Raw genomic sequence first — 23,583 nt, 5'->3', positions numbered from 1 at the left:
ACGGTCGAGGCCCGGCCTAACGCTCGGCCGTGCCGGGCGCCGGCATCCGCGCGCCCGGGCGGGATTGCTCGAGCGGCCCGCCGCCGAGCGGGTCGACGAAGCGGCGCAGGATTCCGGGCGCGATCGCGGAAAGCGGGTTCACCGTCATTGTCGGCTGGCTGGCCGAGCCGGAAATACGGAAATTCACCGCGAACAGGCCGCCATATTGCCCGCCGCCGAGGATCATGCCGACCACTGGCACCTGGGCGAAGGCGTTGTTGAAGGCATAGCCCGGAACGAAGGTGCCGCCGATATCGACGCGGTCGCGGCCATAGTCGACATTGCCCTGGATGGTGAAGCCGACCTGCTGCCCCCACAGCACCGCATCGTTGATGTCGATCCGGCTGGCGCTGCGCACGAACTCGGCACGCAGCTTGGTGAAGGCGACTTCGCTCGCATCGATCCGCGGTGCCGGTGCGCCGGCGCCATCGAGGGCGCTCGGCGGCTGGCCGCCCTGCTGACCGACGACACGGCGGAGTGCCGGCTCGTCGCGGACCGTGAAGTTCCGCAGCAGCAATTCGCCGGGCTGGCGCCCCTCGCCGGCTCCGAGCTGCAGCACGAGGTCGCCGCCATGGGCCCGACGGTAGAGATCCAGAAAGCGCAGCGTCGCGCCGCCATTCTCCGACTGCACCACGATCGGACCGCCGCCATCGCCCTGCCGCGCCTGCTTGATCGACAGGTCGGCCTTGCCGATGCGGCCATGATAGGCGATCGAGCGGACGATCCCGTTCCGCCGCGAGAGCCTGAGCTGCGAATTGCCGAGCGCCTCGTTGTTGAAGCCGGTCAGGATCGGCACGTCGAGGTCGAGATCGAAATCCGGGCTCGACGTCGTGTTCTGGCCGCGTGCGCCGGTGCGGGCCGGCGCGGACGGCGCATCGAAGAGCTCGCGGATGAACGGCCGCGCATCGAGCACGGCTCCGCGCACCGAGAGCCTGGTCGCCCCGCCCTCGCGACCGATCTCGATCTTGGTCAGGTTGTCGCCGGGGGACAGGCGCAGTTGCGAGAAGCTCGCGCTCTCGAACCCGTTCTGCTTCGTCAGCGAGATGCGCCCCTTGGCGAGCAGCGGCGCGCTCTCGATCGTCAGCTCCTCGAGGTCCGGGCCGTCAGCATCGACAACATAGCTGAAGGAGGCCTTGCCCGCCCGCCCGGCGGGCTTGCTCACGCCCGGTATGCCCGAATCGATGGCGGCCTTTGTCAGGTCGAGCTCGACCCGCGGCGGCGCCTCCGGGCTCTTGCCGAGCGGCTTCACGACCTTGACCTGGATCGGCCCGCTGAGCCCGGTCTCGGGGCCGAAGCCGCGGCGCTTGAGCGCGGCATTGTCGAGCGTCAGCGAAACGATGGCCTCGCCCTGGCCCTTGGCGTTCTGCCTGAGCTCGATCGGCGCCCGCTCGCCGCCGATCTTGCCCTCGCCCTTGATCGAAAGCTGGCCGCGATCATAGTTCAGCGCCAGATTGGCGCCGTCGAGCTTTTCGCCGCCGAGCAGGCTGTCCGAGGCGACGTTCGACAGCGCCCCGCCGCTGCGGATCGCGACATCGGCGAACTGCAGGTCGTTGGCGAGCGGCAGGGCGAGCTGGCTGGTCAGGTCGATCGCGCCGCGGAGCGCGCCCGGCTCGATCTTGAGAGGCGAGAAGTCGCGCAGCGACGGGAGGTTGAGGAGCGCGACCAGGGCATCGGCCGAGCCCGTCGAGCGGAAGCCGATCCGCGCCGGCGGCCGCTCAGCCCAGGTATCGGACATGGCGAAGGTGCCCTCGCTCAGCGCCAGTTTGCGGCCATTGCCGAGCTCGGCCGTGGCCTGTGGAATGACGAGATCGACGGTGCGGCCGGTCGTCGAGCCTTCGACGCGCGCATCGGTCAGGAGCGGCAGGCCCGGATTGGGCAGGAAGCGCACCTGGGAGGCTTTCAGCCGGACGGCGACGGCATCGTCGTCCATGCCCTTGCCGCTCCACAATCGCATGTTCGCCTCGGGCGACATCGTCACCTTGACGTCGATCTCCTCGACACGCCCGCCCTGCACCATCTCCGACAGGGCCGCATGCAGCCCAGGCGAGGTCACCGCCGGCCACACGGCGAGCGCGGCGCGCATCTCGGTGTCGACGGCCCTGATCTGGAACTGGTGCGAGTTCTGGTCGCCGCGCTTGCGCGCCATGCCCGAGCCCTCGGCATTGATCTGGGGCCCGCTGAACGAGAGCTGCCCGAGCCGGATCTCGCCCGCGGCGGGATCGACCTCGATCTGGGCGCGCAACGTCGAGATCGCGACAGCCGCATCCTTGCCGATGCCCGCGACCTGGCCGCCGCCTTCCAGCGCCAGGCGCCAGATGCCGCCTTCGTCCCGCGCCTGTCCGTTCCCGGCGAGCCTGGTCTCGCCGGCCTGCAGCTCGGCGGTCGCGATCCTCACCGTCTTGAGGCCGTCGTCGCTGGCGAAATCCAGCCGCGCGCCCTGGACCTCGATCGGCTCCAGCCCGGCATCGTGAAGCTTGACGACGCCCGGAGCGACGCTGAGCCCGGCCGCGATCCTCCGCTCGCCGCTCCCGGTCTGGGTCAGCGAGATCTTTCCGCTGAGCGCGAGCCCGTCGAGCGCGACGGTGGCGTTGCCGAAGGCCAGCGCCACCGCCTCGGCCGGCTCGAAGCGCTGGATGTCGACGACGGCGCGGCGCGTGCCGTCCCGCGCGTTCGACAGGTCGATCGCCAGCTCCTTCCAGCGCGGCCCGATCCGCCCTTTCATCGACAGCCGTGCCTTGCCGCCGCCGAAGCGCTCCAGCCTGATCTCGACATCGTCCAGGCCCGATCTCTGCCGTCCCGAGGGGTCGACCAGCGTGACCCGCGCCCCGCCCATGCCGGCCACTTCCAGCGAGCCGAGCAGGCCGTCGTCGGAGACCAGCGCGCCGACCGCGTTCATGGCGCCGGTGAAGGCGTCCCAGTCGACGGGGTCGCCCGCGACGGGCGTATTCGGCACCTGCACCGGCTGGGCGTCCTGCTCCAGCAGCAGCGAGCCGTCCTGCCGGACGCCGAGGCGGATGTTGACGCCGCGCAGATCGAGCGAGACCAGGCGGATGTCGCCGCGCAGCAGCGCCATCGGATCGTAGCCCAGCACCGCCTCGGGCGCCCGGAAGGAGGCGCCGCCGGCATGACGGAACGAGACCTGGCGCACCCGCAGCCGCGAGCGGCCGTCGACGCGGTCGAGCTCCGCATGCTCGGCCTCGACCTTCCAGTTCGGTCCGAGCCGCTCCTCGATGGCCGCCGAGATGCGGCCCTCCAGCCCCGAGAGCGGGATGAAGCCGCTGACCAGGAGCGCGGCGCCGGCAAAGCCGAGCGTGATCACGGCGACGCAGACCGCCACCGCGATGGTGACGATGCCACGCCAGGCGCGCTTGGCCACGGCGACCACCTCCTCGCACTCCGCCGCGGCGGCGATGTCGGGAACGGGGGAGGCCTTCGTCTTGTTGTCTTCGCTCAAACGGAAACGCTTCTTGTCTTGCTGCTCGAATCATGCGGATCGATGCGATGGCTCGGGCCGCGAGGCCGGTTCCATCTGCATGATGCGCCCGATCCCGGGAGCCGTACAGCGGCGCAAGGCTAGCTGATTCGTCCCCGGCGGTTCTGGTCGCGGTCCGAGCCGGCTCATCGTCCGCGGCTCTCCCGGGCGTTTGCATGTGAAGGCGACCAAAGGAAGGCAAAGATGGCGTTGAACGAAGGCATGCCCGCCCCCGACTTCACCTTGCCGACCGATGGCGGCGGCTCGCTCACGCTCTCGGGCCTGCGCGGCGGCAAGGTCGTGCTCTACGCCTACCCGCAGGACGACACCCGGAGCTGCACCAACGAGGCGCTCTCCTTCGACGCCCTGCTCGACGACTTCGCCGCTGCGGGCGCGACCGTGATCGGCATCTCGCCGGATTCGGTCAAGCGTCACGACAGGTTCAAGCAGAAATACGGGCTGCGCCTCACCCTCGTCTCCGACGAGGCGCGCACCGCGATCGAGGCCTACGGCCTGTGGGTCGAGAAGCAGATGTACGGGCGCAGCTATATGGGGGTCGAGCGCAGCACCTTCCTGATCGACCAGGCCGGCAGGATCGCCCGGGTCTGGTCCAAGGTGAAGGTCAAGGGCCACGCCGAGGCCGTGCTCGCCGCCGCCCGCGAACTCTGACGCTGTCGGGCGGAAATCCGGCAAGATCGGCAGCGATTTGCGATTGATTAACCCTAACGGGGTCTAATCGATCCATCGCAGCGTCAATCCTGGTTTTGCGTATGACCTCCTCGGATTCCCGCGCCCCGGCCTCCGGCCCGGAGCTCGCCGTAGCCGGCCTCCTCTCCCGCCGCAGCCTGACGATCAGCCGCTCGACGGCGCTGCTCGGCCTCGGCCTGCTGGCGCTGACCACCGCCTGGAGCGGCGTGACGAGCTGGTACATCCTGCGCAAGGACGATCTCGCCGCGCGGTTGATCAATCGCGAGACCTCCCGCCAATATGCCTATGAGGACCGGATCGCGGCGCTCCGCGCGGATGTCGACCGGCTCGCCAGCCGCGCCCTGCTCGATCAGGACGGCGTCGAAGCCCGCGTCGGCGAGATCGCCATGCGCCAGGCCGAGCTCGAATCGCGGCAATCCCTGGTCAATGCGGTCGCCGAGAGCCTGCAATCGGCCGGGATCGGCGTCTCGCAGGCGGCGAAGACGCCGCTGCGCCAGCGCATGATCAAGCCCGAGGAGCCGATCCGGGCGTCCGGAGTCACCAGCTTCGCCCCCTTCGCCTCGCGCAAGCCGACGCCGGCACCCGACACCCCGCCGCTGCGCGGCGCCGACGACCGCTCGGCGCCCTGGCAATCGGGCGAGGCCGAGGAGCCGGTGCCCCCGGCCAGGCGCGTCGCCGAGGCATTGACCCGGCTCGACCAGGCCATCGAGCGCAGCAGCGCGACGCAGCTGGCCGCCTTGCGCGACATCGACCGGACGCTCGGCGACACCCAGAAGACGCTGCGCGGCGCGCTCGCCGAGACCGGGCTCGACACCGACAAGCTCGCGGCCGCGACGGCGGTCGCCAGGGGCGTCGGCGGTCCCTTCGTCCCGGTCAGGCTCGACGCCTCCGCCGGCCCGTTCGAGACGACCCTGAATTCGCTCCAGCCGCGCATCGCCGCGGTCGCGCGCCTGCGCAGCCTGGTCGAGCAGCTGCCGCTGCGCCGGCCCATGCCGGGCGACCTCGATACCAGCTCCAGCTTCGGCTACCGCTCGGATCCGTTCACCCGCGGACTCGCCTTGCACACCGGCATCGACTTCCGCGCCGAGACGGGGTCGCCGATCCGCGCGACCGCGCCGGGCAAGGTGGTCACGGCCGAGTACTCCGGCGGCTACGGCAACATGGTCGAGATCGAGCATGCCGGCGGCGTCAGCACCCGCTACGGCCACATGTCGGCCATTCTGGTCAGCGAGGGGCAGATGGTGACGGCCGGCACCGTCGTCGGCCGCGTCGGCTCCACCGGCCGCTCGACCGGCCCGCACCTGCATTACGAAACCCGCATCGACGGCGACCCGGTCGATCCGAGCCGCTTCCTGCGCGCCGGCAGCAAGCTCGCCGGCCAGCTCTGAAGCGGCACCTTCCGCCCCTCGGCCCGCTGCGCCACAGCCTGCACCGCGGGGCTGCCTGTTTGACGATGGCGCTTACCGCAGCGCCTCCGCGATCGCCGCGGCGGCCACCTGATGCCCGTATTCGTTCCAGTGCGCGTCGGCCTGGAACTCGAAGCGCTTGCCGGCCCTGACCCATTCGGCGGCGAAGACGGGATGCAGGTCGAGGAAGGCGATGCCGTGCCGCGCCGCCATTTCCGCGGCGATCCGGTTGAGCTTCAGCGCCGGGCTGTCGCCGCGGCCGGCATAGATCGCGGCGCGGTCTCCGTCCATGACGAGCTGGAGCTTCGCTCCGATTTCGTCGGCGCGCGTCTTCAGCCGGCCGAACAGGTAATCCGTCGCGACCCTGATCTCGGCCTCCTGCGCGAACACGCTCGCCAGGTCGATATTGGCGGCGTAGCCGCCCTCGCCCGCCGCCCTGGCCGGCCCGAGGATCGCGTCCACCAGCGCCTGCGGCCTGACCTGCCAGCGATAGAGCAGGAAGCGCGCCGTCGCGCTCTGGCGCAGCAGCTCGACCCAGCCGGCGCGCCAGGACGCCGGCGCGACCTCGCCGACGACCCTGCCGTGCTCGATCCTCAACTTGAGGAAGCTCGAGGTGTAGCGCCCCTGCTTGAAGGCGAAGCTCTCGTCGAAATCATTGTGGACCAGGCTGACCACGATCACGTCCGGGCGCCGCTGCACCACCTCGCGCTCGACCATCTGGAGATACTGGCTGAGCGGCGCGCCGGCGACGCCGAAGCGCTGGATTTCGAGCGGCCCCTTGTTCGCCAGCCGGGCGCCGACCGCCTCGGCGAAGCTCTTGTCGACGGGCACCTGCAGCGCCTCGACGAAGCTGTCGCCGACGAAGGCGATACGGCGCGTCCCGGGCTGGCGCTCGACGGGATAGTCCGGCAGCGGCGAGTTCCAGCCCTGCACGTTGATGCGGTAGGGCGCCGCGATCTCGTCGCGCACGCGCCAGACGCCGCTCTGGCCCGGCTGGTAGCGCACCACCTCGTTGACGAAGGCGTTGCGCGGCACGTCGCTCGCCGGCAGCACGAAGCGGAACAGCACGAGCTCGCAGAACAGCAGGAAGACGACGACGCTGCCGAGCGAGACCGCGAGATTGATCAGGATCTCGCGGCCGCGTGAGCGCCTGCGCCCATCCTCGCTCAATCGATGTCCTCGACTTCGACGGTCGTGCCGTAGACCCGCTGGGCGAGCGAAGCCTCCATGAACGGGTCGAGATCGCCGTCGAGCACGTCGTCCGGCGCGGTCGAGCTGACGCCCGTGCGCAGGTCCTTCACCAGCTGATAGGGCTGCAGCACATAGGAGCGGATCTGGTGGCCCCAGCCGATATCGGTCTTTGAGGCCTGCTCGGCGTTGGCCTTCTCCTCGCGCTTCTTGAGCTCGACCTCGTAGAGGCGGGCGCGCAGCATCTCCCAGGCCTTGGCCCGGTTCTTGTGCTGCGAGCGCTCCTGCTGGCAGGCGACCGCGATCCCGGTCGGGATATGGGTGATGCGCACCGCCGAATCGGTGGTGTTGATGTGCTGGCCGCCCGCTCCCTGCGCCCGATAGGTGTCGATCCGGCAATCCGATTCCTTGACGTCGATGACGATGCGGTCGTCGACGACGGGGTAGACCCAGACCGAGGCGAAGGAGGTCTGCCGCCGCGCATTGGCGTCGAAGGGCGAGATGCGCACCAGCCGGTGCACGCCGGATTCGGTCTTCAGCCAGCCATAGGCGTTGTGGCCCTTGAACTGCAGCGTCGCCGATTTGATGCCGGCCTGGTCGCCGTCCTGATAGTCGAGCGTCTCGACCTTGAACTTCCGCCGCTCGCCCCAGCGCCGGTACATGCGCAGCAGCATCTCGGCCCAGTCCTGGCTTTCGGTGCCGCCGGCGCCGGGATGGATCTCGAGATAGGTGTCGAGCATGTCGGCTTCGCCGGAGAGCAGCGACTCGACCTGCAGACGCGCCGCCTCGGCCTCGACCGTCTTGATCGCGGCCTCGCCCTCGGCGACGGTGGCCTCGTCGCTCTCCATCTCGCCGAGTTCGATCAGCGTGAGCGCATCCTCGATCTCGCGTTCCAGCCGGGTGATGCCCTCGATCTGCGTCTCGAGCTGCGTGCGCTCGCGCATCAGCTTCTGCGCGCTCTCGGCGTCGTTCCAGAAGTCCGGGCCTTCGGAAAGCGCGTTCAGCTCCGCCAGGCGTCGTTGTGCGACATCCCAGTCAAAGATGCCTCCTCAGCAGTCCGATCGACTGCTTGGCGTTGTCGAGTTGCGTCTGGATTTCGGGGCGCATGATCGTCGTGAAGGTCCGTCGCTTGAACTGGCTGGCTGGGGCGCTGACATAGGCACGAAGCGCCGCCCTGTAAATGCCGCCTCCGTCAGAAGGCGCGGCGAGGCATGCGCGGCGATGGCGATCCTCCGCCTGCCAGAAATGCGGATCACCGGCGGCTTCGCAGACGATCCCGGGCGCCGTGGGGCGGACAACGCCCGTGGAACGGCCGCGCGAGCAGGATCAGGACATCGCAACACAGCGCCACGCTGCGGCCTCGAGGACCGCCCGCAGCGGCGCGGCCGTCAGGTCCGCGCCGGCCGCCCTGCTCAATAGAGCCCGCCGGTGCCGGACCCGACCGAGCGGCCCCCCGCCGGCGCGACGCTCATCGCCCCGCCGCTGCCGTCCGAGGCGCCGATCACCGAATAGCTGTCCGGCGGCGCCGTACCCGGCTTGAACGCCTCGAGGATGCCGCCCTCGCCGCCGGCGCGCATGCCGGTGCGCGGATCGACACGGATCAGCTTGATGCCGGGCGGAACGCGGAACGGCGTCGCCGGCTTGTCCTTCAGCGCCACGGTCATGAAGTCGCGGAAGATCGGCGCGGCATACTGGCCCGCCGTCGCGGAGTTGCCGAGCGATTTCGGCTTGTCGAAGCCCATATAGACGCCGACCGCGAGGTCCGGCGAGAAGCCGACGAACCAGACGTCCTTGGCGTCGTTGGTCGTGCCGGTCTTGCCGGCGAGCGGCTTGCCGACCGACTTGACCACCGTCGCCGTGCCGCCCTGGACGACGCCTTCCAGCATCGAGACCATCTGGTAGGCGGTCAGCGGATCGAGCACCTGCTCGCGGTTGTCGACCAGGCGCGGCTCGCGCTGGCTCGCCCATTTCTCCGCTTCGCAGCCCTCGCAGATGCGCTGGTCGTGCTTGTAGATCGTCGCGCCCCAGCGGTCCTGGATGCGGTCGATCAATGTCGGCCGGATGCGCTTGCCGCCATTGGCGAGCATCGAATAGGCCGCGGTCATCCGCATCACCGTGGTCTCGCCGGCACCGAGCGACATCGAGAGCACCGGCAGCATGTCGTCATAGATGCCGAAGCGGCGGGCATATTCCGCGATCAGCGGCATGCCGACATCCTTGGCGAGGCGCACGGTCATCAGGTTCTTCGAGAACTGGATGCCGTAGCGCAGCGTCCGCGGGCCGGTGAACTTGCCGTCGTAATTGCTCGGCGTCCACATGCCGAGGCCGCCGCCCTGGTCGACCTCGATCGGCGCGTCGAGCACGATGCTCGACGGCGTGTAGCCGTTGTCGAGCGCCGTCGCGTAGACGAAGGGCTTGAACGAGGATCCCGGCTGGCGCAGCGCCTGCGTCGCCCGGTTGAACTCCGACTGGTCGTGCGAGAAGCCGCCGACCATGGCGAGCACGCGGCCCGAGAACGGGTCCATCGCCACGATGGCGCCGTTGACCTCGGGCATCTGCCGCAGGCGCACCTGCCCCGGCTTGCCGTCGATCGGCTCGACATAGACGACGTCGCCCGGCGAGACCGCCTGCGAGACGCGTGTGCGCCGCGTCCAGCGGATGCCTTCCGGCCCGAGCGTCGCGGTCTCGCGCTCCGGCCGGAGCTGGCCGGAGGCTTCGCGGATCGGCTGCAGGCCGACGCGTGCGCTGTCGCCGGCGACGTCGAGCACGACGGCGAGGCGCCAGGGCTTGACGTCGCCGAGCACCGGCAACTCGCCGATGGCGAGGCCCCATTCGCGGCTCGCCGCGTCGATCTTCTGGATCGCGCCGCGCCAGCCGCGGGCCTCGTCGAAGCGCACGAGCCCGTCGACCAGCGCCTTGCGCGCCATCAGCTGCATCTTCGGATCGACCGTGGCGCGCACTGAAAGCCCGCCCTCGAGCAGCTTCTTCTCGCCATAGCGATCCTGCAGCTCGCGCCGGATCTCCTCGGCGAAGTAGCCGGCGGCGATCTGGTTCGGCGAGACCGTGCGCGGATTGACGCCGAGCGGCTGCCTCTTGGCCGCCTCGGCGTCGGCCCGCTTGACGAAGCCGTTCTCGGCCATGCGGTCGAGCACGTAATTGCGCCGCTCGATCGCGCGCTCGCGGTTGCGGAACGGGTGCAGGTCGGTCGGCGCCTTAGGCAGGGCGGCGAGATAGGCCGCCTCCTGCACGTTGAGCTCGTGCACCGACTTGCCGAAATAGTTCAGCGCCGCCGCGGCGACGCCATAGCTGCCCTGCCCCGGCGCCGGGGCGCCGAGATAGATCTCGTTGAGGTAGAGCTCGAGGATCTTGTCCTTCGAATAGGTCGACTCGATTCGCAGCGCGATCAGCGCCTCGCGGATCTTGCGCTCGATGCTCTGCTCGGAGCCGACCAGGAAGTTCTTCGCCACCTGCTGGGTGATGGTCGAGGCGCCCTGCGGCCGGCGGCCGGAGCCGCGATTGCGGAAATTCGAGATCGCGGCGCGGGCCAAGCCCTCGGGATCGACGCCGTAATGCCTGTAGAAGTTCTTGTCCTCGGCCGAGAGGAAGGCGTCGATGATCAGCTTCGGCACCGCCTGGATCGGCAGGTAGAGCCGGCGCTCGCGCGCGAACTCGGCGATCAGGCTGCCGTCGCCGGCATGGACGCGGCTCATCACCGGCGGCTCGTAGTTCCGCAGCTGCGCCGAATCGGGCAGGTCCTTGGAGTAATGCCAGACGAGGCCCGCCGCCCCCGCGACGCCGATGACGAACAGGATCGTGCCGGCTGCGAACGCCCATCCGAAAAGGCGCAGTATGAACCGCATCGAGAACTTTGACCTCGGCTAGATCACGATGATCCCGGATCGAATCGGTCCAGGATCATAAAACGTGTTCGATTCCAAACGTTAGAGCGGGATTCGGGCGAAAAACCGGCTCCCGCTGTCTCGCATCCTGCTCCGGCGGCAGGGGCGTCGCCCTCCCCCTCTGGCGTCGCGTCCTGCCCGGCTGAACTTCAACTCGTCTCTATATCATGGCGGACATGGCGGAACCGTGGCTTTGCAACCACAAATCGCCTCGTTCGCCTCCTCCGTCGTCAGGGCTTGCTCTGAGCGGCCTTGCCCGGCGGCTGCAGGTGCTCGAAATACTGGTCGACCGCCTGCTGCACCGCCGCGGCCGCCTGCGTGCGCCAGCCCTCGGAATTCAGCAATTCGGCGTCCCTCGGGCTCGACATGTAGCCGAGCTCGATCAGCACCGACGGTACATCCGGCGCGGTCAATACGCGGAACCCGGCGGAACGCAACGGCACCTTGTGCATCTTGACCGATCCGCCGAGCCTTTCGACCAGGTTTCGCGCGAAGATCGTCGAGAAGCTGCGGGTCTCGCGCTTGGCGAGATCCATCAGGATGCCGGCGACGTCCTGCACGTCCTCGCTCGAATCGAGGCCGGCGACGGCGTCGGCCTGGTTCTCCTTCGCCGCCAGCCGCGCGGCTTCGGCATCGCTCGCCCGCTCCGAGCCGGTATAGACGGTGGCGCCGCGTACATCCTGCGCCTGCGTCAGCGAATCGGCGTGGATCGAGATGAAGAGATTGGCCTCGACGCCGCGCGCGATGCGGACGCGGTCGTTCAGCGAGATGAAGGTGTCGTCGGAGCGGGTCATGATCACCCGGTAGCGCCCCAGCGCCTCGAGCTGCTCCTTCAGCTTCAGCCCGAAGGCGAGCACCACCGCCTTCTCCGCGATCGCAGCGACCTGCGTGCCCGGGTCGATGCCGCCATGGCCGGGGTCGATCACCACGATGCGGCGCGAATCGCCTTCGGCCTTGCGCTCGACCGGAATGCTCGGGAGCTGCGCCTTCGCCGCCGTCTCTCTGGCCAGCGCCGCGAACTCCTCGCGGCTCGTCCGCCTGAGCTCGACCGTGAGCTGGCCGAAGCCGCCGCGCTGCGGCGTCACCGCGACGCTCGCCACCGCGGCCGGCTGGGCGAGATCGAGGATGATGCGCGCCCGGTCGGCCATGAACAGGCCATAGCGGAAGCCGGAGATGAAGCCGGCCGGCCGGCGCCCCTGCTTCGGATCGATCTGGAAGTTGACCGATGGCAGGTCGACGACGACGCGGTCGGGCCCGGTCATCACCGAGGCACTGGCGGCCACCGGCCGCGACAGCGTCATCGTCAGCCGGACCATGTCGCCATGCGCCTCCAGCCGCGCATCGGTGGCGACCGGAAAATCGCTCGGGTTGCGGCCGGCCGTGTTCGCCGGGGCCGCGCTGGCGAGGCACCACGTCGCGGCGGCGGCAACGAACAGCCGCGCCGGCCCCGCGAGGCGGCGCAGGCTCGCGGCGACGGAAAGGCAAGGCCCGTGCAGCAGGAGACAGCTCCTCGATTCGCCCGTTCGACGCTTAACGAAGGTTAACCATAGCGCCGTGATTGGTTGACAACCGGTTACCATGCCGGAGCAGCGGCGGGAACGGGCCCCGGGGTTTCCGCTCACCGTTAACGCGCTTGCAAAAATGCACCGCCTGTCTGTAATGGAGATGGTTGCATCGCGAAGGCCACCGCAGCGCGCAAACCGGGCTCTTTGCCCGCCGACGCCCTGCGAACCGGCCGGACGACCGGATCCGTCACACCGATCCGGGCCGACGCGAAGGCAGCCGACAACGGAATCGTCCGCGGGCGGGCTTGCGCCAGGCAGCAATCGGCGGCCGGTCCTCTTGTTCGCGAGCGTGTCAACGCGGTGCGCCCCGGTTTCGCGGCGTGCTGCAGGTCAAAGGTCAGATGTCGGGGCAAACGACGCCGCTTTCCCTTTCGGTGTTTCGTCGAGACCTCTCAGGTGGCGACGGGCTGTCTGCCCGCCCCGCCGCCCGTTCCCGTCGTCGCTTCTTGATCGAGCTTTCCCTCCTGCAACATGCCGGCTTCAGCCGGCCGACGCGCGGCGCCCCTGCCCGCGGCAGCGGATCGTCATCCGCAGCCCGGCGGACTGCCAAGGCCGCCGCGCCAATGGATTTGTCCCATGGCCAACAAGATGCTTATCGACGCCACCCACCCGGAAGAGACCCGGGTCGTGGTGTCCCGCGGCTCGCGCATCGAAGAGTTTGATTTCGAATCAGCCAGTCGCAAGCCGCTCCGCGGCAATATCTATCTGGCGAAGGTGACGCGGGTGGAGCCGTCGCTCCAGGCCGCCTTCGTGGAATATGGCGGCAACCGCCACGGCTTCCTCGCCTTCTCCGAGATTCATCCCGATTATTATCAGATCCCGGTCGCCGACCGGCAGGCCCTGCTCGCGGAGGAAGCGCGCGCCGAGCGCGAGGAGGAGCGTGACGAGGAGCGGCGCGAGCGTCGCGGCCGCCGCGGCCGCCGCGATCGCGACAGCCGCGCCAAGCGCGCCGCCGAGGGTGGCGAGACGGTCAGCGCCGAGGTCGAGGCCGGTGCCGCGCAGCCGGAAGGGCTGATCGAGACCGATGGCAAGGAAGCCGCCATGGTCAACGAGGGCGCGCCCGCCTTCGGCGAGAGCTTCGCGCCGGCGATCGCCGAATCCGCCGGCGAGGACGCGGCCGAGAACGCAGCCCCGCTGACCTTCGAGACCACCCCCGAGGATGGCGGGGACGCCGCCGAGGCGCGCCGCCCGTCGCAGGACGACGAGAACGGCGAGGACGAGAACGGCGGCGAGGATGCCCAGGACGAGCCGGAACAGCTCGGCGGCGGCGACGCCCTCGACGACATGCCGGAGCGCCCGCGCAATCTGCGCCGCCAATACAAGATCCAGGAGGTGATCAAGCGCCGCCAGATCATCCTGGTCCAGGTCGTCAAGGAAGAGCGCGGCAACAAGGGCGCGGCGCTGACCACCTATCTCTCGCTCGCCGGCCGCTATTCGGTGCTGATGCCGAACACCGGCAAGGGCGGCGGCATCTCGCGCAAGATCACCAATGCCGAGGACCGCAAGCGCCTGAAGGAGATCGCGCAGGAGCTCGAGGTGCCGGAGGGGATGGGCATCATCCTGCGCACGGCCGGAGCCTCGCGCACCAAGGTCGAGATCAAGCGCGACTACGAATATCTGATGCGGATGTGGGAGAGCGTGCGCGAACTGACGCTCGGCTCCGTCGCCCCGGCGCTGGTCTATGAGGAGGGCAACCTCGTCAAGCGCTCGATCCGCGACCTCTACAACAAGGACATCGACGAGATCCACGTCGCCGGCGAGGAGGCCTATCGCGAGGCCAAGGACTTCATGCGCATGCTCATGCCGAGCCATGCCAAGAGCGTGAAGCCCTATCGCGAGCAGACGCCGCTCTTTGCCGCCTTCGGCGTCGAGAGCCAGCTCGACGCGATGTTCTCGAACACGGTGACGCTGAAGTCGGGCGGCTACATCGTCATCAACCAGACCGAGGCGCTGGTCGCGATCGACATCAACTCCGGCCGCTCGACCCGCGAGCACAACATCGAGGACACCGCCCTCAAGACCAATCTCGAAGCGGCGGAGGAGATCTCCCGCCAGCTGCGCCTGCGCGACCTTGCCGGCCTCATCGTGATCGACTTCATCGACATGGAGGAGAACCGCAACAACCGCGCCGTCGAGAAGAAGCTGAAGGACTGCCTGAAGAACGACCGGGCCCGCATCCAGGTCGGCCGCATCTCCGCCTTCGGCCTGCTCGAGATGTCGCGCCAGCGCATCCGCACCGGCGTGCTCGAGAGCTCCTCGGTGCCCTGCCCGCATTGCGCCGGCGCCGGCCTCGTGCGCTCGACCCCGTCGATCGCGCTGCAGATCCTGCGCGCGCTCGAGGAGGCTCTGATCAAGAGCGCCTCGCACAATCTCGAGGTCCGCACCCGGCCTGAGGTCGCGCTCTACGTGCTCAACCAGAAGCGCGCCCATCTGCGCGATCTCGAGGAGCGCTTCAACGTCGCGATTTCGGTGACCTCCGACGGCGCCCTGCTCGGCACCCGCTATTTCGAGGTCGAGCGCGGCGAGTTCGTCGGCAACGAGAACCGCGTCGTGCCAGTCTCCAGCATGCGCGCCGAGGCGATCGTCGACGAGCCCGAGGATGAGGACATCGCCGAAGCCGACGCCGAGGCGGCGGCCGAGGGCGACACCGAATCCTCCAGCCGCGCCTCGGGCGACGGCGAGGGCCAGGATGGCCGCGACGGCGCCCGCCGCCGTCGGCGTCGGCGCCGGCGCCGGCGTGGTGGCGAGCGCGACGGCCAGGGCCAGGAGTTCGAAGGTGCAGCCGACGAGGCCGGCGAGCAGGACGAGGCGGGTGATGCCGAGGAGGCCGCCCTCGGCGAGTCCGACGATGCCGCGCCGGCTGCCGTCGCCGCACCGCTCGTAGAGCCGCCCGCGGCTGCGGACGAGGCCCCTGCTCCCGAGCCGGAGGCGGACGCCAAGCCGAAGCGCCCCCGCCGCGGCCGCAGCAAGAAGGCCGAGGCGGAAGCCGAGGTCGAGGCCGCGCCCGCCGCCAAGCCTGCCGAGGCCGCCGGCGAGACGGCCGCCGAGCCGGCCGAGAAGCCCAAGCGCAGCCGCTCGCGCAAGAAGGTCGTGCCGATCACCGAGGACGGCCTCGCTGCCGAGCCGGCGCCCGCTCCCGAGCCGGCCGTGGCTGAGGCTGCAGTCGCCCCCGCCCCGGAGCCCGTCGCTGAGGAACCGCTCGCTGCCCGCCCGGTCGAGGAGCCCGTCGCGGTCGTGCTGACCCCGCCGGACCCGGACCGGCCCAAGCGCGGCGGCTGGTGGAACAGGCTGGCCGGACGCAAATGAAATCAGGGCCGTCGCGAGCGATCGCGGCGGCCTTTTTCATCACAGGAGGTGGTATGTCGCCGCCGCGAAACCGTGAGCGCCTGCTGGTGAGGGTGGCCGCCTGCGCCGCCCTGATTGGTGTGGCCTGGCTGGCATTTCAGGCGATCGGCTGGCTCGGTGTCGGCCTTGTCGGCCTCTTCACCCTCTTCGTCGCGGTCCGCTACGAGCTGGAGGGGGACCTGCCGGTCGGCTCGCAGATGACGCCCGACCTCTATGCCGGCCAGTTCGGCAAGAGTGACAGGGAGCATGCGGCCGAGCGCGCCGGCCGGCACCATGAATGGCTCGGCCGGCTGTCCGCCGCCCGCCTGGCCGCCGGGCTGGGCGCCTTGCTGGCGCTGAGCGGCTTCGGCATCTTCTTCGGGCTGGAATTCGGCCGCTGATCCCCCGGAAGCGGCAGGTCACTCGGCCGCCGGCACCAGCGGCGTCGGCGGCGGCACCGCCGCGATCGCGGCGGCGGCGCCCTTGCCGCTCCCCTCCTTCACCGTGACGGCATTCGAGGCGAACGGCACCTGCGCCTCGACCAGGCCGCGATAGACCCGCTTCAGCGCCTCGCGCTGCAGCATCGAGGCCTGGTTCGGCTTGCCGGTGAATTTCAGCCGGATGACGATCGCCGAATCGGTGATGTCGGCGACGCCCTGCATCTTGAGCGGCGCGATGAAATGCGGCCCGAACTCCGGGTCCTCCAGCAGCGCCAGCCCGATCTTCTTGATCGTCTTGCGCGCCTTCTCGATGTCGGCCGAATGGTCGAGGCGGACATTGAACTTCACCGTCGCCCAGTCGCGGCTGGCATTGGTCAGCGACTGCACCTGGCCGAACGGCACGGTGTGGACCTGCCCGCTCTGGTGGCGCAGCTGCATCGAGCGCAGCGAGATCTTCTCGACCGTGCCCTTGAGCCGGCCGGTGTCGACATATTCGCCGACGCGGAAGGCGTCCTCGAGCATGAAGAAGAAGCCGGAGACGATGTCGCGCACCAGAGCCTGCGAGCCGAAGGAGAAGGCGAGGCCGAGGATGCCGAAGCCGGCGAGCAGCGGCCCGATATCGACGCCGAGCCGCGACAGCAGCACCAGCACCGTCAGGCCGATGGCGGCGCCGAGCACGACGCCGCGCAGCACGGGCAGCACGGTCGCCAGCCGCGAGGGCGTGTGATCGTCAGCGACCGCATCCTCGTCCCCCGGCATGCTCGCGGCCGGCCGCGGGGTATAGGCGTCGAAGAAGCTGCGCAGGAACACGATCGTCACCCAGCCGCCGAAGGCGAGCACGGCGACGCCGCCGGCCTGGCGCATCAGCATGGCGAACTGCTCGGAGCTGACGCCGAACAGGAAGCCGGCCCACAGCCGCGCGAGCAGATAGAAGCCGCCGGCCCAGACCGCGCCGCCGGCCGCGGCGCGCAGGGCATGGCCGATCGCGAGCGACAGCGGCGCCGCCTCGCCCATCGCCGCCGCATGCGCCTGCCGGCAGGCCATCAGGCTGGTGATGCCGACAGCCAGGATCGGCGCCAGCACGATGATGAATTGCGTCAGTGCCGCCGCCTCGGCCCAGCGCCCGCCGCCCTCCATCATCGCCGCCGCGTTGCCGACCATCCAGATCGCCACCGCCAGCGCGGCGTAGAGCCAGCCGGTCACAGCGGCGATCACCCGCCGGCCCGGCCCGGGCTCGTGCGCCGAGCCGAGGATGAGCACCGCGAGGTCGGTGCGCGCATCGATGAACCACCAGGCCTTGAACACCATCTGTGCGATGCCGACCAGCGTGAACAATCCGGTGACCGGCGCAGGGCCGACGGCGTACTGGCCGGATACCGTCACCGTCAGCAGGAACGGCGAGGCGATGCCGTAGAACGCCAGGAGCTTGAAGTGCCGGTCGGCGCGCGGCAGCGGCATGACGCGGCGTTCGGGAGCTCCGGGCGCGAGCAGGAAGCGGCCGAGGATCAGATGTCCGGCCGCGATCGTGGCACCATTGGCGATGACCCTCAGCGTCGTCGCGGCGAGGTCGAGCTGCGGCAGCCACAGCGTGCGCGCCGCATGCAGCACCGCGAGGCCGCAGCCGAGCGTCAGCAGGTCCTGCAGCATTCCCCAGCTCGACGCGATCAGCCGCGGCGTGAACTCGCTGCCCGCCGGCCGCAGGCGCCGGGCGAACCAGCCCGCCGAGGCGAAGCGGAACAGCGCGGCCGCAGCGAGCGCGACGGCCGCGCACAGGATGAGCCGCCACAGGGCCGTGAAGCCCGCCGTGCCGTTACGGTTCTGCGCCCAGGCGCCACGCCAGGCGTCCGGCAGCTCCGCCAGGCGCGGCACCGCCCGCAGGCCATGCGAGAGCCCGTCGACGAAATGATCCCAGAAGGCCTCGACCGGCGTCTCGGCCTCGGCCGGCTGCGGCGCGGCTCCGCTCGCCTGTCCGGATGCGGTCGGCGGAGCCGCGCCGCCGACCCGGATCTCGACCTTGCGCCCGCCGGCCGACAGCGCGTCGACGAGCTTGCGTACCGTCTCGGGGCTCTCGTCCCCGCGCAATGTCAGCACCGGCGAGGAATCGGCCTTTGGCTGCTGCGGGACGGCCGGCGTCTGGCCCGGCGCGGCACCGGCCAGCAGCGCAGCCCCGCAGAACGCCATGGCCCTGAGCCAGCTCCGCATTGCCAACATCGTCTATCCCCGGCCTCGCCGCCGATTAGATTGAGTCCACCGCCCCGCCTTGGCAAGCGCCGGCTCGGCCGGCCTTCAGCCAGCGCCCGAGCCGGCCGACCGCCTCCTGGCATTCCGCGAGCGAGCCGGCGAATGAAATCCGCACGGTGCGCGCGCCGCGCTCCTCGTCGAAATCCAGCCCGGGCGTGATCGCGACGCCTGCCTCCTCGAGGGCGTCCCGACAGAAGCTCATGGAGTCGTTCGAGTATCGTCCGATGTCGAGATAGATGTAGAAGGCCCCGTCGACCGGCAGGAAGTCGCCCAGCCCGATCTCCGGCAGCGCCTTGAGCAGATAGGCCCGGTTCTGCGCATAGCCGGCCTTGATCGCCTCGCATTCCTCGACCGCGTCGAAGGCCGCCTCGCCGGCGACCTGGCTCAGCATCGGCACCGAGATCGAGAGATTCTGCTGCAGCCGCTCGATGGTGCGCACCAGCCGCTCCGGCACCACCAGCCAGCCGACGCGCCAGCCCGTCATGCAGTAATATTTGGAGAAGGAATTGACGATGATCGCGTCGGGATCGGCGGCGAGCGCCGTCGTCGCCGGCCGCTCATAGGTCAGGCCGTGATAGATCTCGTCCGAGATGTACCAGAGCCCGAGCCGGCGGCATTCGGCCCCCACCGCCGCGATCGCCTCGGGCGCCATCACCACGCCGGTCGGGTTGGCCGGGCTCATCGTCAGCACGCCGGCGAGCGGCCTGTCCGCATGGGCCCTGGCGATCAGCTCCGGCGTCAGTGCATGGCGCGTCTCCGGGCCGACCGGGATCGCGACCGGCTCGAGCCCGAGCGCCGTCAGGATGTTGCGATAGGCCGGATAGCCCGGCGCCGTGATCGCGATGCGAGCGCCCGGCTCGAAGCAGGCGAGGAAGGCGAGGATGAAACCGCCGGACGAGCCCGTCGTCACCACGACGCGCTCGGCCGGCAGCTCGACGCCGTAGGTCTCGCGATAATGCCGTGCGATCCGGGCCCTCAGCGAGCCGATGCCGAGCGCCTGCGTATAGCCGATCCGGCCGTCCTCCAGCGCTCGGGCGGCAGCGGCGCGGATGCTCGCCGGCGTCGCCGCCGAGGGCTGGCCGACCTCCATGTGCACGACCGAGCCGCCGCGCCGCTCGATCGCCTCGGCCGCGTTCATCACGTCCATGACGATGAAGGGCGAGACGGCTTCCGCCCGCGCGGCAGGTCTGGGCGCCGGCGGCAGGCCGGAAGCGGCGATGGTCATGGCATCCTCGATCATGGTCCCGTTGTCCGAGCCATGCCCTGCGGCCGCGCCGACCGCAAGCGCCTCAAAGATCCAGTGCCGCCTGCCGCAATGGCAAGGCCCGCGCGCTCTCGCCGGAGCGCAGCTCGCTGTGGCGCACGATCGCCGCGCTCATGCTCACCCGGTAGCGCTCGCTCAGCGCGGCCGCATCGAGCGCGCGCGTCGCCGGCGTATCGGGGATCAGCAGGGCGGCCGCATAGCGCCGCGCCTGATACTCCATCGAACGGAGCTTCGCCGAGACCCGCTCGGCACGCCCGCCGGCCGGCGCCCGGCTCAGGGTGCCGTCATGCCCGAGCAGGGCGTGGCCGACCTCGTGCGCCACCGTCATCAGCGCCCGCCCCTCGCCGCGCTCGGCCGCCCGGAGCACGCTGTCGCGGATCAGCAGACGCTTTCCCTGTCCGTCCCATTGCGCCTCGGCCTCGCCGAGCGAGCCGTCCGCCACGCGCCGGCAGGAGAATTCCGGATAGCGCGCCGCGAGCCTGGCCAGCAGCGCCCCGACCTCGACCGCCTCGTCGTCACGGAAGCCGAACTCGCGCCGATGCGCCAGGGCACGCGCGTCGATCTGTGCGTCGGTGAGGAAGGCGTGGCGCATCGGCGGGCCTCCTGGACCCGCCGATCATACCGCTCCCGCCCTGTCGCCTCAATCGCTGCGCGGGCGGGCTCAGCTCGCCAGGATCGCCTCGACGATCTCCTGCACGTTCAGCGCCTCCTCCAGCGTCGCCAGCCGATGCGCCTCGCCGCGCGCCAGCTTCGCCACGCCCTCCAGCTGCCGCTTGAGCGCGACGGGCCGCGCCTCGAGCTGGGTCAGCGCATTCGGCGCGCGCTGCCAGGAGCCGTCCGGCTGGCGCCGCTCGGCCAGCGACCAGTCGCAGAGCCTGACCGCGCCGGCATCGCCCTCCAGCATCCAGACATTGTGGTCGTCCTTCGCCGTCGTGCCAACGCTGCCGGCGAGCGTCACCGGGATGTCGCCGGCCATCAGCCACGCCTCGACCCGGCGCTCCGACCTGCCCGCCTCGGGAAAGACGGCGCTCGCCTGCAGGCCACGCAATTCGCCGCCGAATCTGCGGCTCAGGAACAGGAAATGCGAGACGACCTCGCGGGTGAAGCCGCCCTGCTCGCGCCGGTCGAGCCAGCCCGCCGCATCGGCCTGCCAGGAGCGCGGCCAGGACGCGAAAGCGACCTCGACCGTGATGCGCCGGCTGCCGCCGACGGCGCCGGCCGCGACCCAGTCCTGCAATTGCGACACCGCCGGCGAGGAGGCGAAGGGGAAGTTGACCGCGCCGCGCGCTCCCGCCTGCGCGACGAAGGCGCGGGCATCCGCGACGTCGACCGCGAGCGGCTTCTCGCAGAACACCGTCCTGCCGGCGGCGAGCGCTGCGCGGGCATGGCCGAGATGCGAGGCCGGCGGCGAGGCGACGTAAACGCAATCGCTCGCCGCGATCACCGCGGCGGCGTCCGCCAGCCGCGCGACCTGCGGCAGCTCGCCGGCGATCCGGGCCATGGCCTCGGCGGACGGGTCCCAGATGCCGGCGGCGCGCACGAGCCCGGGCGGCTGCGCCAGGATCGCGCGCAGCATGCGCTCGCCCATGATGCCGGCGCCGATCAGGCCGATGGAAACGGGTTCGGACATGGGATTCTCTCATCGCTGCGGGACGAAGCCCGCATAGCAGCAGGGCGGCGCGGACGGCTAGACATGGATCGTCTAGCCGGCCAGACGCTCGCCGCCCTCTCCGAGCTCGACCCGGTTGCGGCCCGAGGCCTTGCCGGCATAGAGCGCCGCGTCGGCGCGGCGATAGAGGTCGGCCGCCGTCTCCTGCCCGTCGAAGCCGACCGCTCCGACGCTGACGGTGACGTATTGCGCCGTCGGCGAGGCGGCGTGCTCGATCCTGAGATCGGCGATCGCCCGCGCCACCTGCTCCAGCCGCTCCTGCCCGTGCTCCGGCGTGGTGTCGTAGAGCAGCAGGCCGAACTCCTCGCCGCCGAGGCGCCCGACCATGTCCATCGGCCGGCGCAGCACGCTGTCGATGGCGCGGGCGATCAGGGCCAGCGCGATATCGCCGGCCTGATGGCCGTAACGGTCGTTGTAGCGCTTGAAATGGTCGACATCGAGCACCGCGAACACCACCGGAACGCCGTCGCGCCGCGCCTGCTGCAGCGCCCTGGTGACATGCTCCTCGAAGCCGCGCCGGTTGGCGATGCCGGTCAGCGCGTCCGACATCGCCCGGTTGTGCAGCATGCGGCGCAGCAGGAACTGGTCGCGCTCGGCCCGTTCGCGCAGCCAGGCGCCGACGGCGCTGACGAAGACGGCGAAGAACAGCAGGATCGACAGCCGGCCGTGCTCGATCAGCTGCGCCGGGCCGAGCATGACGAAGCCGAGCAGGCTGGTGAACACGGCGATCAGCAGGGCGATGCCGAAGCTCTGCAGGAAGGTCAGCCCGACCGGCAGGAACACGGCGGCGATGATCACGAGCTGGGCGATGTCGGCCTGCGGCAGGCCGCGCAGCTTGTACATGTTGGAAATGAAGGCGCAGGCCACGCCGATCAGCGCCAGCGTCAGCATGGTGAGGTGGTGATAGGATTGCACCGGCGGGTTGCGGCGCACGACCCAGACCAGCCGGACGATCACCGCGAGCGTCGCCAGCCTGAGCCCGATGGCGAGCTCGAGCGCGAGGTCGCTGCGCGCGCTCGCGGCGAGATCGTCGAGCCGCGTCAGGTCGAGCCCGATGAAGATCAGCCAGATTCCGAGCGCCGTGACCAGGCAGACCAGCGTGCTGCTGCGCTGGTCGGCGCGCATGTGCAGCCGATACTCGCGCTCGAGGACGGGCTCGAAGCCGAGGCCGTCGAGGCGGCGCGCCGGCGCGGCGTCATTCGGCGCTTCGCTGGCGAACCTGGATACCGGATCATGAGGTGGGACGTGCACGCGCACGACGATGGCCGCGACTGACTAACGCCGCTTTGATGCAGCGCCCTGTTTCACGGCTTTCGTCGGACACGGTTTCGCCCGCCTTTCCGCGATGCGGCGCATTCGAGCGATTCCGCCGGCGCCTCCCCGCTCGGAATGGCGCCAGCATTGTTACTCCCGCCTTCCCGCCGGCCGGCATCAGACTCCGCCCGATCGAGAGCAGCGCGGCCTCCCCGCGGCCGCCATCGGGCGGCGGCAAGGCGAGGCCCAGCGAGAAGGATCGAAGACCATGACGACAGCAACCGAGACCGAAACCGGCGCCGCGGCGTCCGCCATGCAGACGCCTCCGGTCGTCTCGCCGCGGGATTGGGAAGCCGCCCGCCAAAAACTCCTGGTCAAGGAAAAGGCGCAGATGCGGGCCCGCGACGCGCTCGCCGCCGAGCGCCGGCGCATGCCCTGGATGGCCGTCGAGACCGCCTATGCGTTCGAAGGCCCTGCGGGCCGGCTCAGCCTGCTCGACCTGTTCGAGGGGCGCCGCCAGCTCATCGTCTACCGCGCCTTCTACGAGCCGGGCGTCTTCGGCTGGCCCGACCAGGCCTGCCGCGGCTGCTCGATGGTCGCCGACCAGGTCGGCCATCTCGCCCATGTCAACGCCCGCGACACCACCGTGGTCTACGCTTCGCGCGCCCCGCAGGCCGACATCGCCCGGCTCAAGCGCAGGATGGGCTGGACCATGCCCTGGGTCACCATCACCGATTCCTTCGATGCCGATTTCGGCGTCGCCGAATGGCATGGCCACAACGTCTTCATCCGCGACGGCGACAAGGTCTTCCGCACCTATTTCGTCAACGACCGCGGCGACGAGGCGATCGGCTCGCTCTGGAGCTATCTCGACCTCACCCCGCTCGGCCGCCAGGAGGCCTGGGAGGATTCGCCGCCGGGCTACCCGCAGACCCCGCCCTACAAATGGTGGAACTGGCACGACAGCTATGTCGAGGGCGCCGCGCCCGACAAAAGATGGGTCGAGGTCTCGGACGCCGGCGAAGCCGCCTTCCGCGAGAAAGCCGCGAGCGACAGGAAGGCGGCGGGCGGGTGTCCGGCCTGTTCGGGCGAGATGAAGTAGCCGCATCGCGTA

The 23,583-nt window shown here is 70.2% G+C and carries 15 protein-coding genes; 5 read left to right on the top strand and 10 right to left on the bottom strand.

All coding sequences use genetic code 11. The annotated features are described in order from the left end of the window. Positions 1-16: 16 nt before the first annotated feature. Positions 17-3,493, bottom strand: a complete 3,477-nt coding sequence (locus CS1GBM4_RS06020; protein ID WP_186417793.1) for a hypothetical protein — start codon at positions 3,491-3,493, stop codon at positions 17-19. Positions 3,494-3,715: 222 nt separating this feature from the next. Between CS1GBM4_RS06020 and CS1GBM4_RS06015 the strand changes: the two genes are divergently transcribed. Both CS1GBM4_RS06015 and CS1GBM4_RS06010 read left to right on the top strand, forming a co-directional pair. Next, entirely contained in the window at positions 3,716-4,180 is a 465-nt protein-coding gene (locus CS1GBM4_RS06015; RefSeq protein ID WP_186417792.1) for a peroxiredoxin, read from the top strand. Positions 4,181-4,281: 101 nt separating this feature from the next. Further along, the gene (locus CS1GBM4_RS06010) at positions 4,282-5,607 is read left to right on the top strand and encodes a M23 family metallopeptidase (protein WP_186417791.1); all 1,326 of its coding nucleotides are present in this window, start codon (positions 4,282-4,284) and stop codon (positions 5,605-5,607) included. Positions 5,608-5,679: 72 nt separating this feature from the next. Here the strand turns inward: CS1GBM4_RS06010 and CS1GBM4_RS06005 are convergent, their stop codons facing one another. The 4 genes from CS1GBM4_RS06005 to CS1GBM4_RS05990 form a co-directional block, all read right to left on the bottom strand. Further along, complete coding sequence (locus tag CS1GBM4_RS06005; protein ID WP_186417790.1) at positions 5,680-6,795, bottom strand: SGNH/GDSL hydrolase family protein; 1,116 nt, start codon at positions 6,793-6,795, stop codon at positions 5,680-5,682. After that, positions 6,792-7,920, bottom strand: a protein-coding gene (prfB, locus tag CS1GBM4_RS06000; protein ID WP_186417789.1) for a peptide chain release factor 2 whose coding sequence is annotated in 2 segments (ribosomal slippage) — positions 6,792-7,850 and positions 7,852-7,920 — 1,128 coding nt in all. Because the reading frame shifts where the segments join, the coding sequence is not laid out codon by codon here. Before prfB ends, CS1GBM4_RS06005 begins: the two co-directional genes overlap by 4 nt. Before the next feature lie 305 nt (positions 7,921-8,225). Further along, positions 8,226-10,673 carry a penicillin-binding protein 1A gene (locus CS1GBM4_RS05995; RefSeq protein ID WP_186417788.1) on the bottom strand — a complete coding sequence of 816 codons (2,448 nt, stop codon included), beginning with the start codon at positions 10,671-10,673 and terminating at the stop codon, positions 8,226-8,228. A gap of 269 nt (positions 10,674-10,942) precedes the next feature. Continuing rightward, on the bottom strand, positions 10,943-12,028 hold the full coding sequence (locus CS1GBM4_RS05990; RefSeq protein WP_210201540.1) for an N-acetylmuramoyl-L-alanine amidase: 1,086 nt from the start codon (positions 12,026-12,028) through the stop codon (positions 10,943-10,945). 825 nt (positions 12,029-12,853) lie between these two features. On the opposite strand from CS1GBM4_RS05990, the gene CS1GBM4_RS05985 reads away from it, so the two are divergent. After that, complete coding sequence (locus CS1GBM4_RS05985; protein ID WP_186417786.1) at positions 12,854-15,583, top strand: ribonuclease E/G; 2,730 nt, start codon at positions 12,854-12,856, stop codon at positions 15,581-15,583. A gap of 53 nt (positions 15,584-15,636) precedes the next feature. Continuing rightward, the gene (locus CS1GBM4_RS05980) at positions 15,637-16,002 is read left to right on the top strand and encodes a hypothetical protein (RefSeq protein WP_186417785.1); all 366 of its coding nucleotides are present in this window, start codon (positions 15,637-15,639) and stop codon (positions 16,000-16,002) included. A gap of 18 nt (positions 16,003-16,020) precedes the next feature. Here CS1GBM4_RS05980 and CS1GBM4_RS05975 read toward each other — a convergent pair whose 3' ends face one another. The 5 genes from CS1GBM4_RS05975 to CS1GBM4_RS05955 form a co-directional block, all read right to left on the bottom strand. After that, positions 16,021-18,243, bottom strand: coding sequence for a mechanosensitive ion channel family protein (locus CS1GBM4_RS05975; protein ID WP_186417784.1), 2,223 nt, complete (start codon positions 18,241-18,243; stop codon positions 16,021-16,023). A 34-nt stretch (positions 18,244-18,277) separates the two neighbouring features. Next, a complete protein-coding gene (locus tag CS1GBM4_RS05970) occupies positions 18,278-19,507 on the bottom strand; it encodes an aminotransferase class I/II-fold pyridoxal phosphate-dependent enzyme (RefSeq protein WP_244607075.1) in 1,230 nt (409 codons plus the stop codon). Between the two features lie 64 nt (positions 19,508-19,571). Beyond that, a complete protein-coding gene (locus CS1GBM4_RS05965) occupies positions 19,572-20,138 on the bottom strand; it encodes an ImmA/IrrE family metallo-endopeptidase (protein ID WP_186417782.1) in 567 nt (188 codons plus the stop codon). Positions 20,139-20,207: 69 nt separating this feature from the next. Next, positions 20,208-21,176 carry a Gfo/Idh/MocA family oxidoreductase gene (locus tag CS1GBM4_RS05960; protein ID WP_186417781.1) on the bottom strand — a complete coding sequence of 323 codons (969 nt, stop codon included), beginning with the start codon at positions 21,174-21,176 and terminating at the stop codon, positions 20,208-20,210. 72 nt (positions 21,177-21,248) lie between these two features. Next, positions 21,249-22,472 carry a diguanylate cyclase gene (locus tag CS1GBM4_RS05955; RefSeq protein ID WP_186417780.1) on the bottom strand — a complete coding sequence of 408 codons (1,224 nt, stop codon included), beginning with the start codon at positions 22,470-22,472 and terminating at the stop codon, positions 21,249-21,251. Positions 22,473-22,737: 265 nt separating this feature from the next. On the opposite strand from CS1GBM4_RS05955, the gene CS1GBM4_RS05950 reads away from it, so the two are divergent. After that, positions 22,738-23,571 carry a DUF899 domain-containing protein gene (locus tag CS1GBM4_RS05950; protein ID WP_186417779.1) on the top strand — a complete coding sequence of 278 codons (834 nt, stop codon included), beginning with the start codon at positions 22,738-22,740 and terminating at the stop codon, positions 23,569-23,571. Positions 23,572-23,583 lie beyond the last annotated feature (12 nt).

Origin of the sequence: Allobosea sp. CS1GBMeth4, assembly GCF_900185715.1 — a bacterium.
Lineage (GTDB): Bacteria > Pseudomonadota > Alphaproteobacteria > Rhizobiales > Beijerinckiaceae > Allobosea.
Note: the sequence above shows the minus strand (reverse complement) of the source record. Positions and strands in the feature narration are given on the sequence as shown.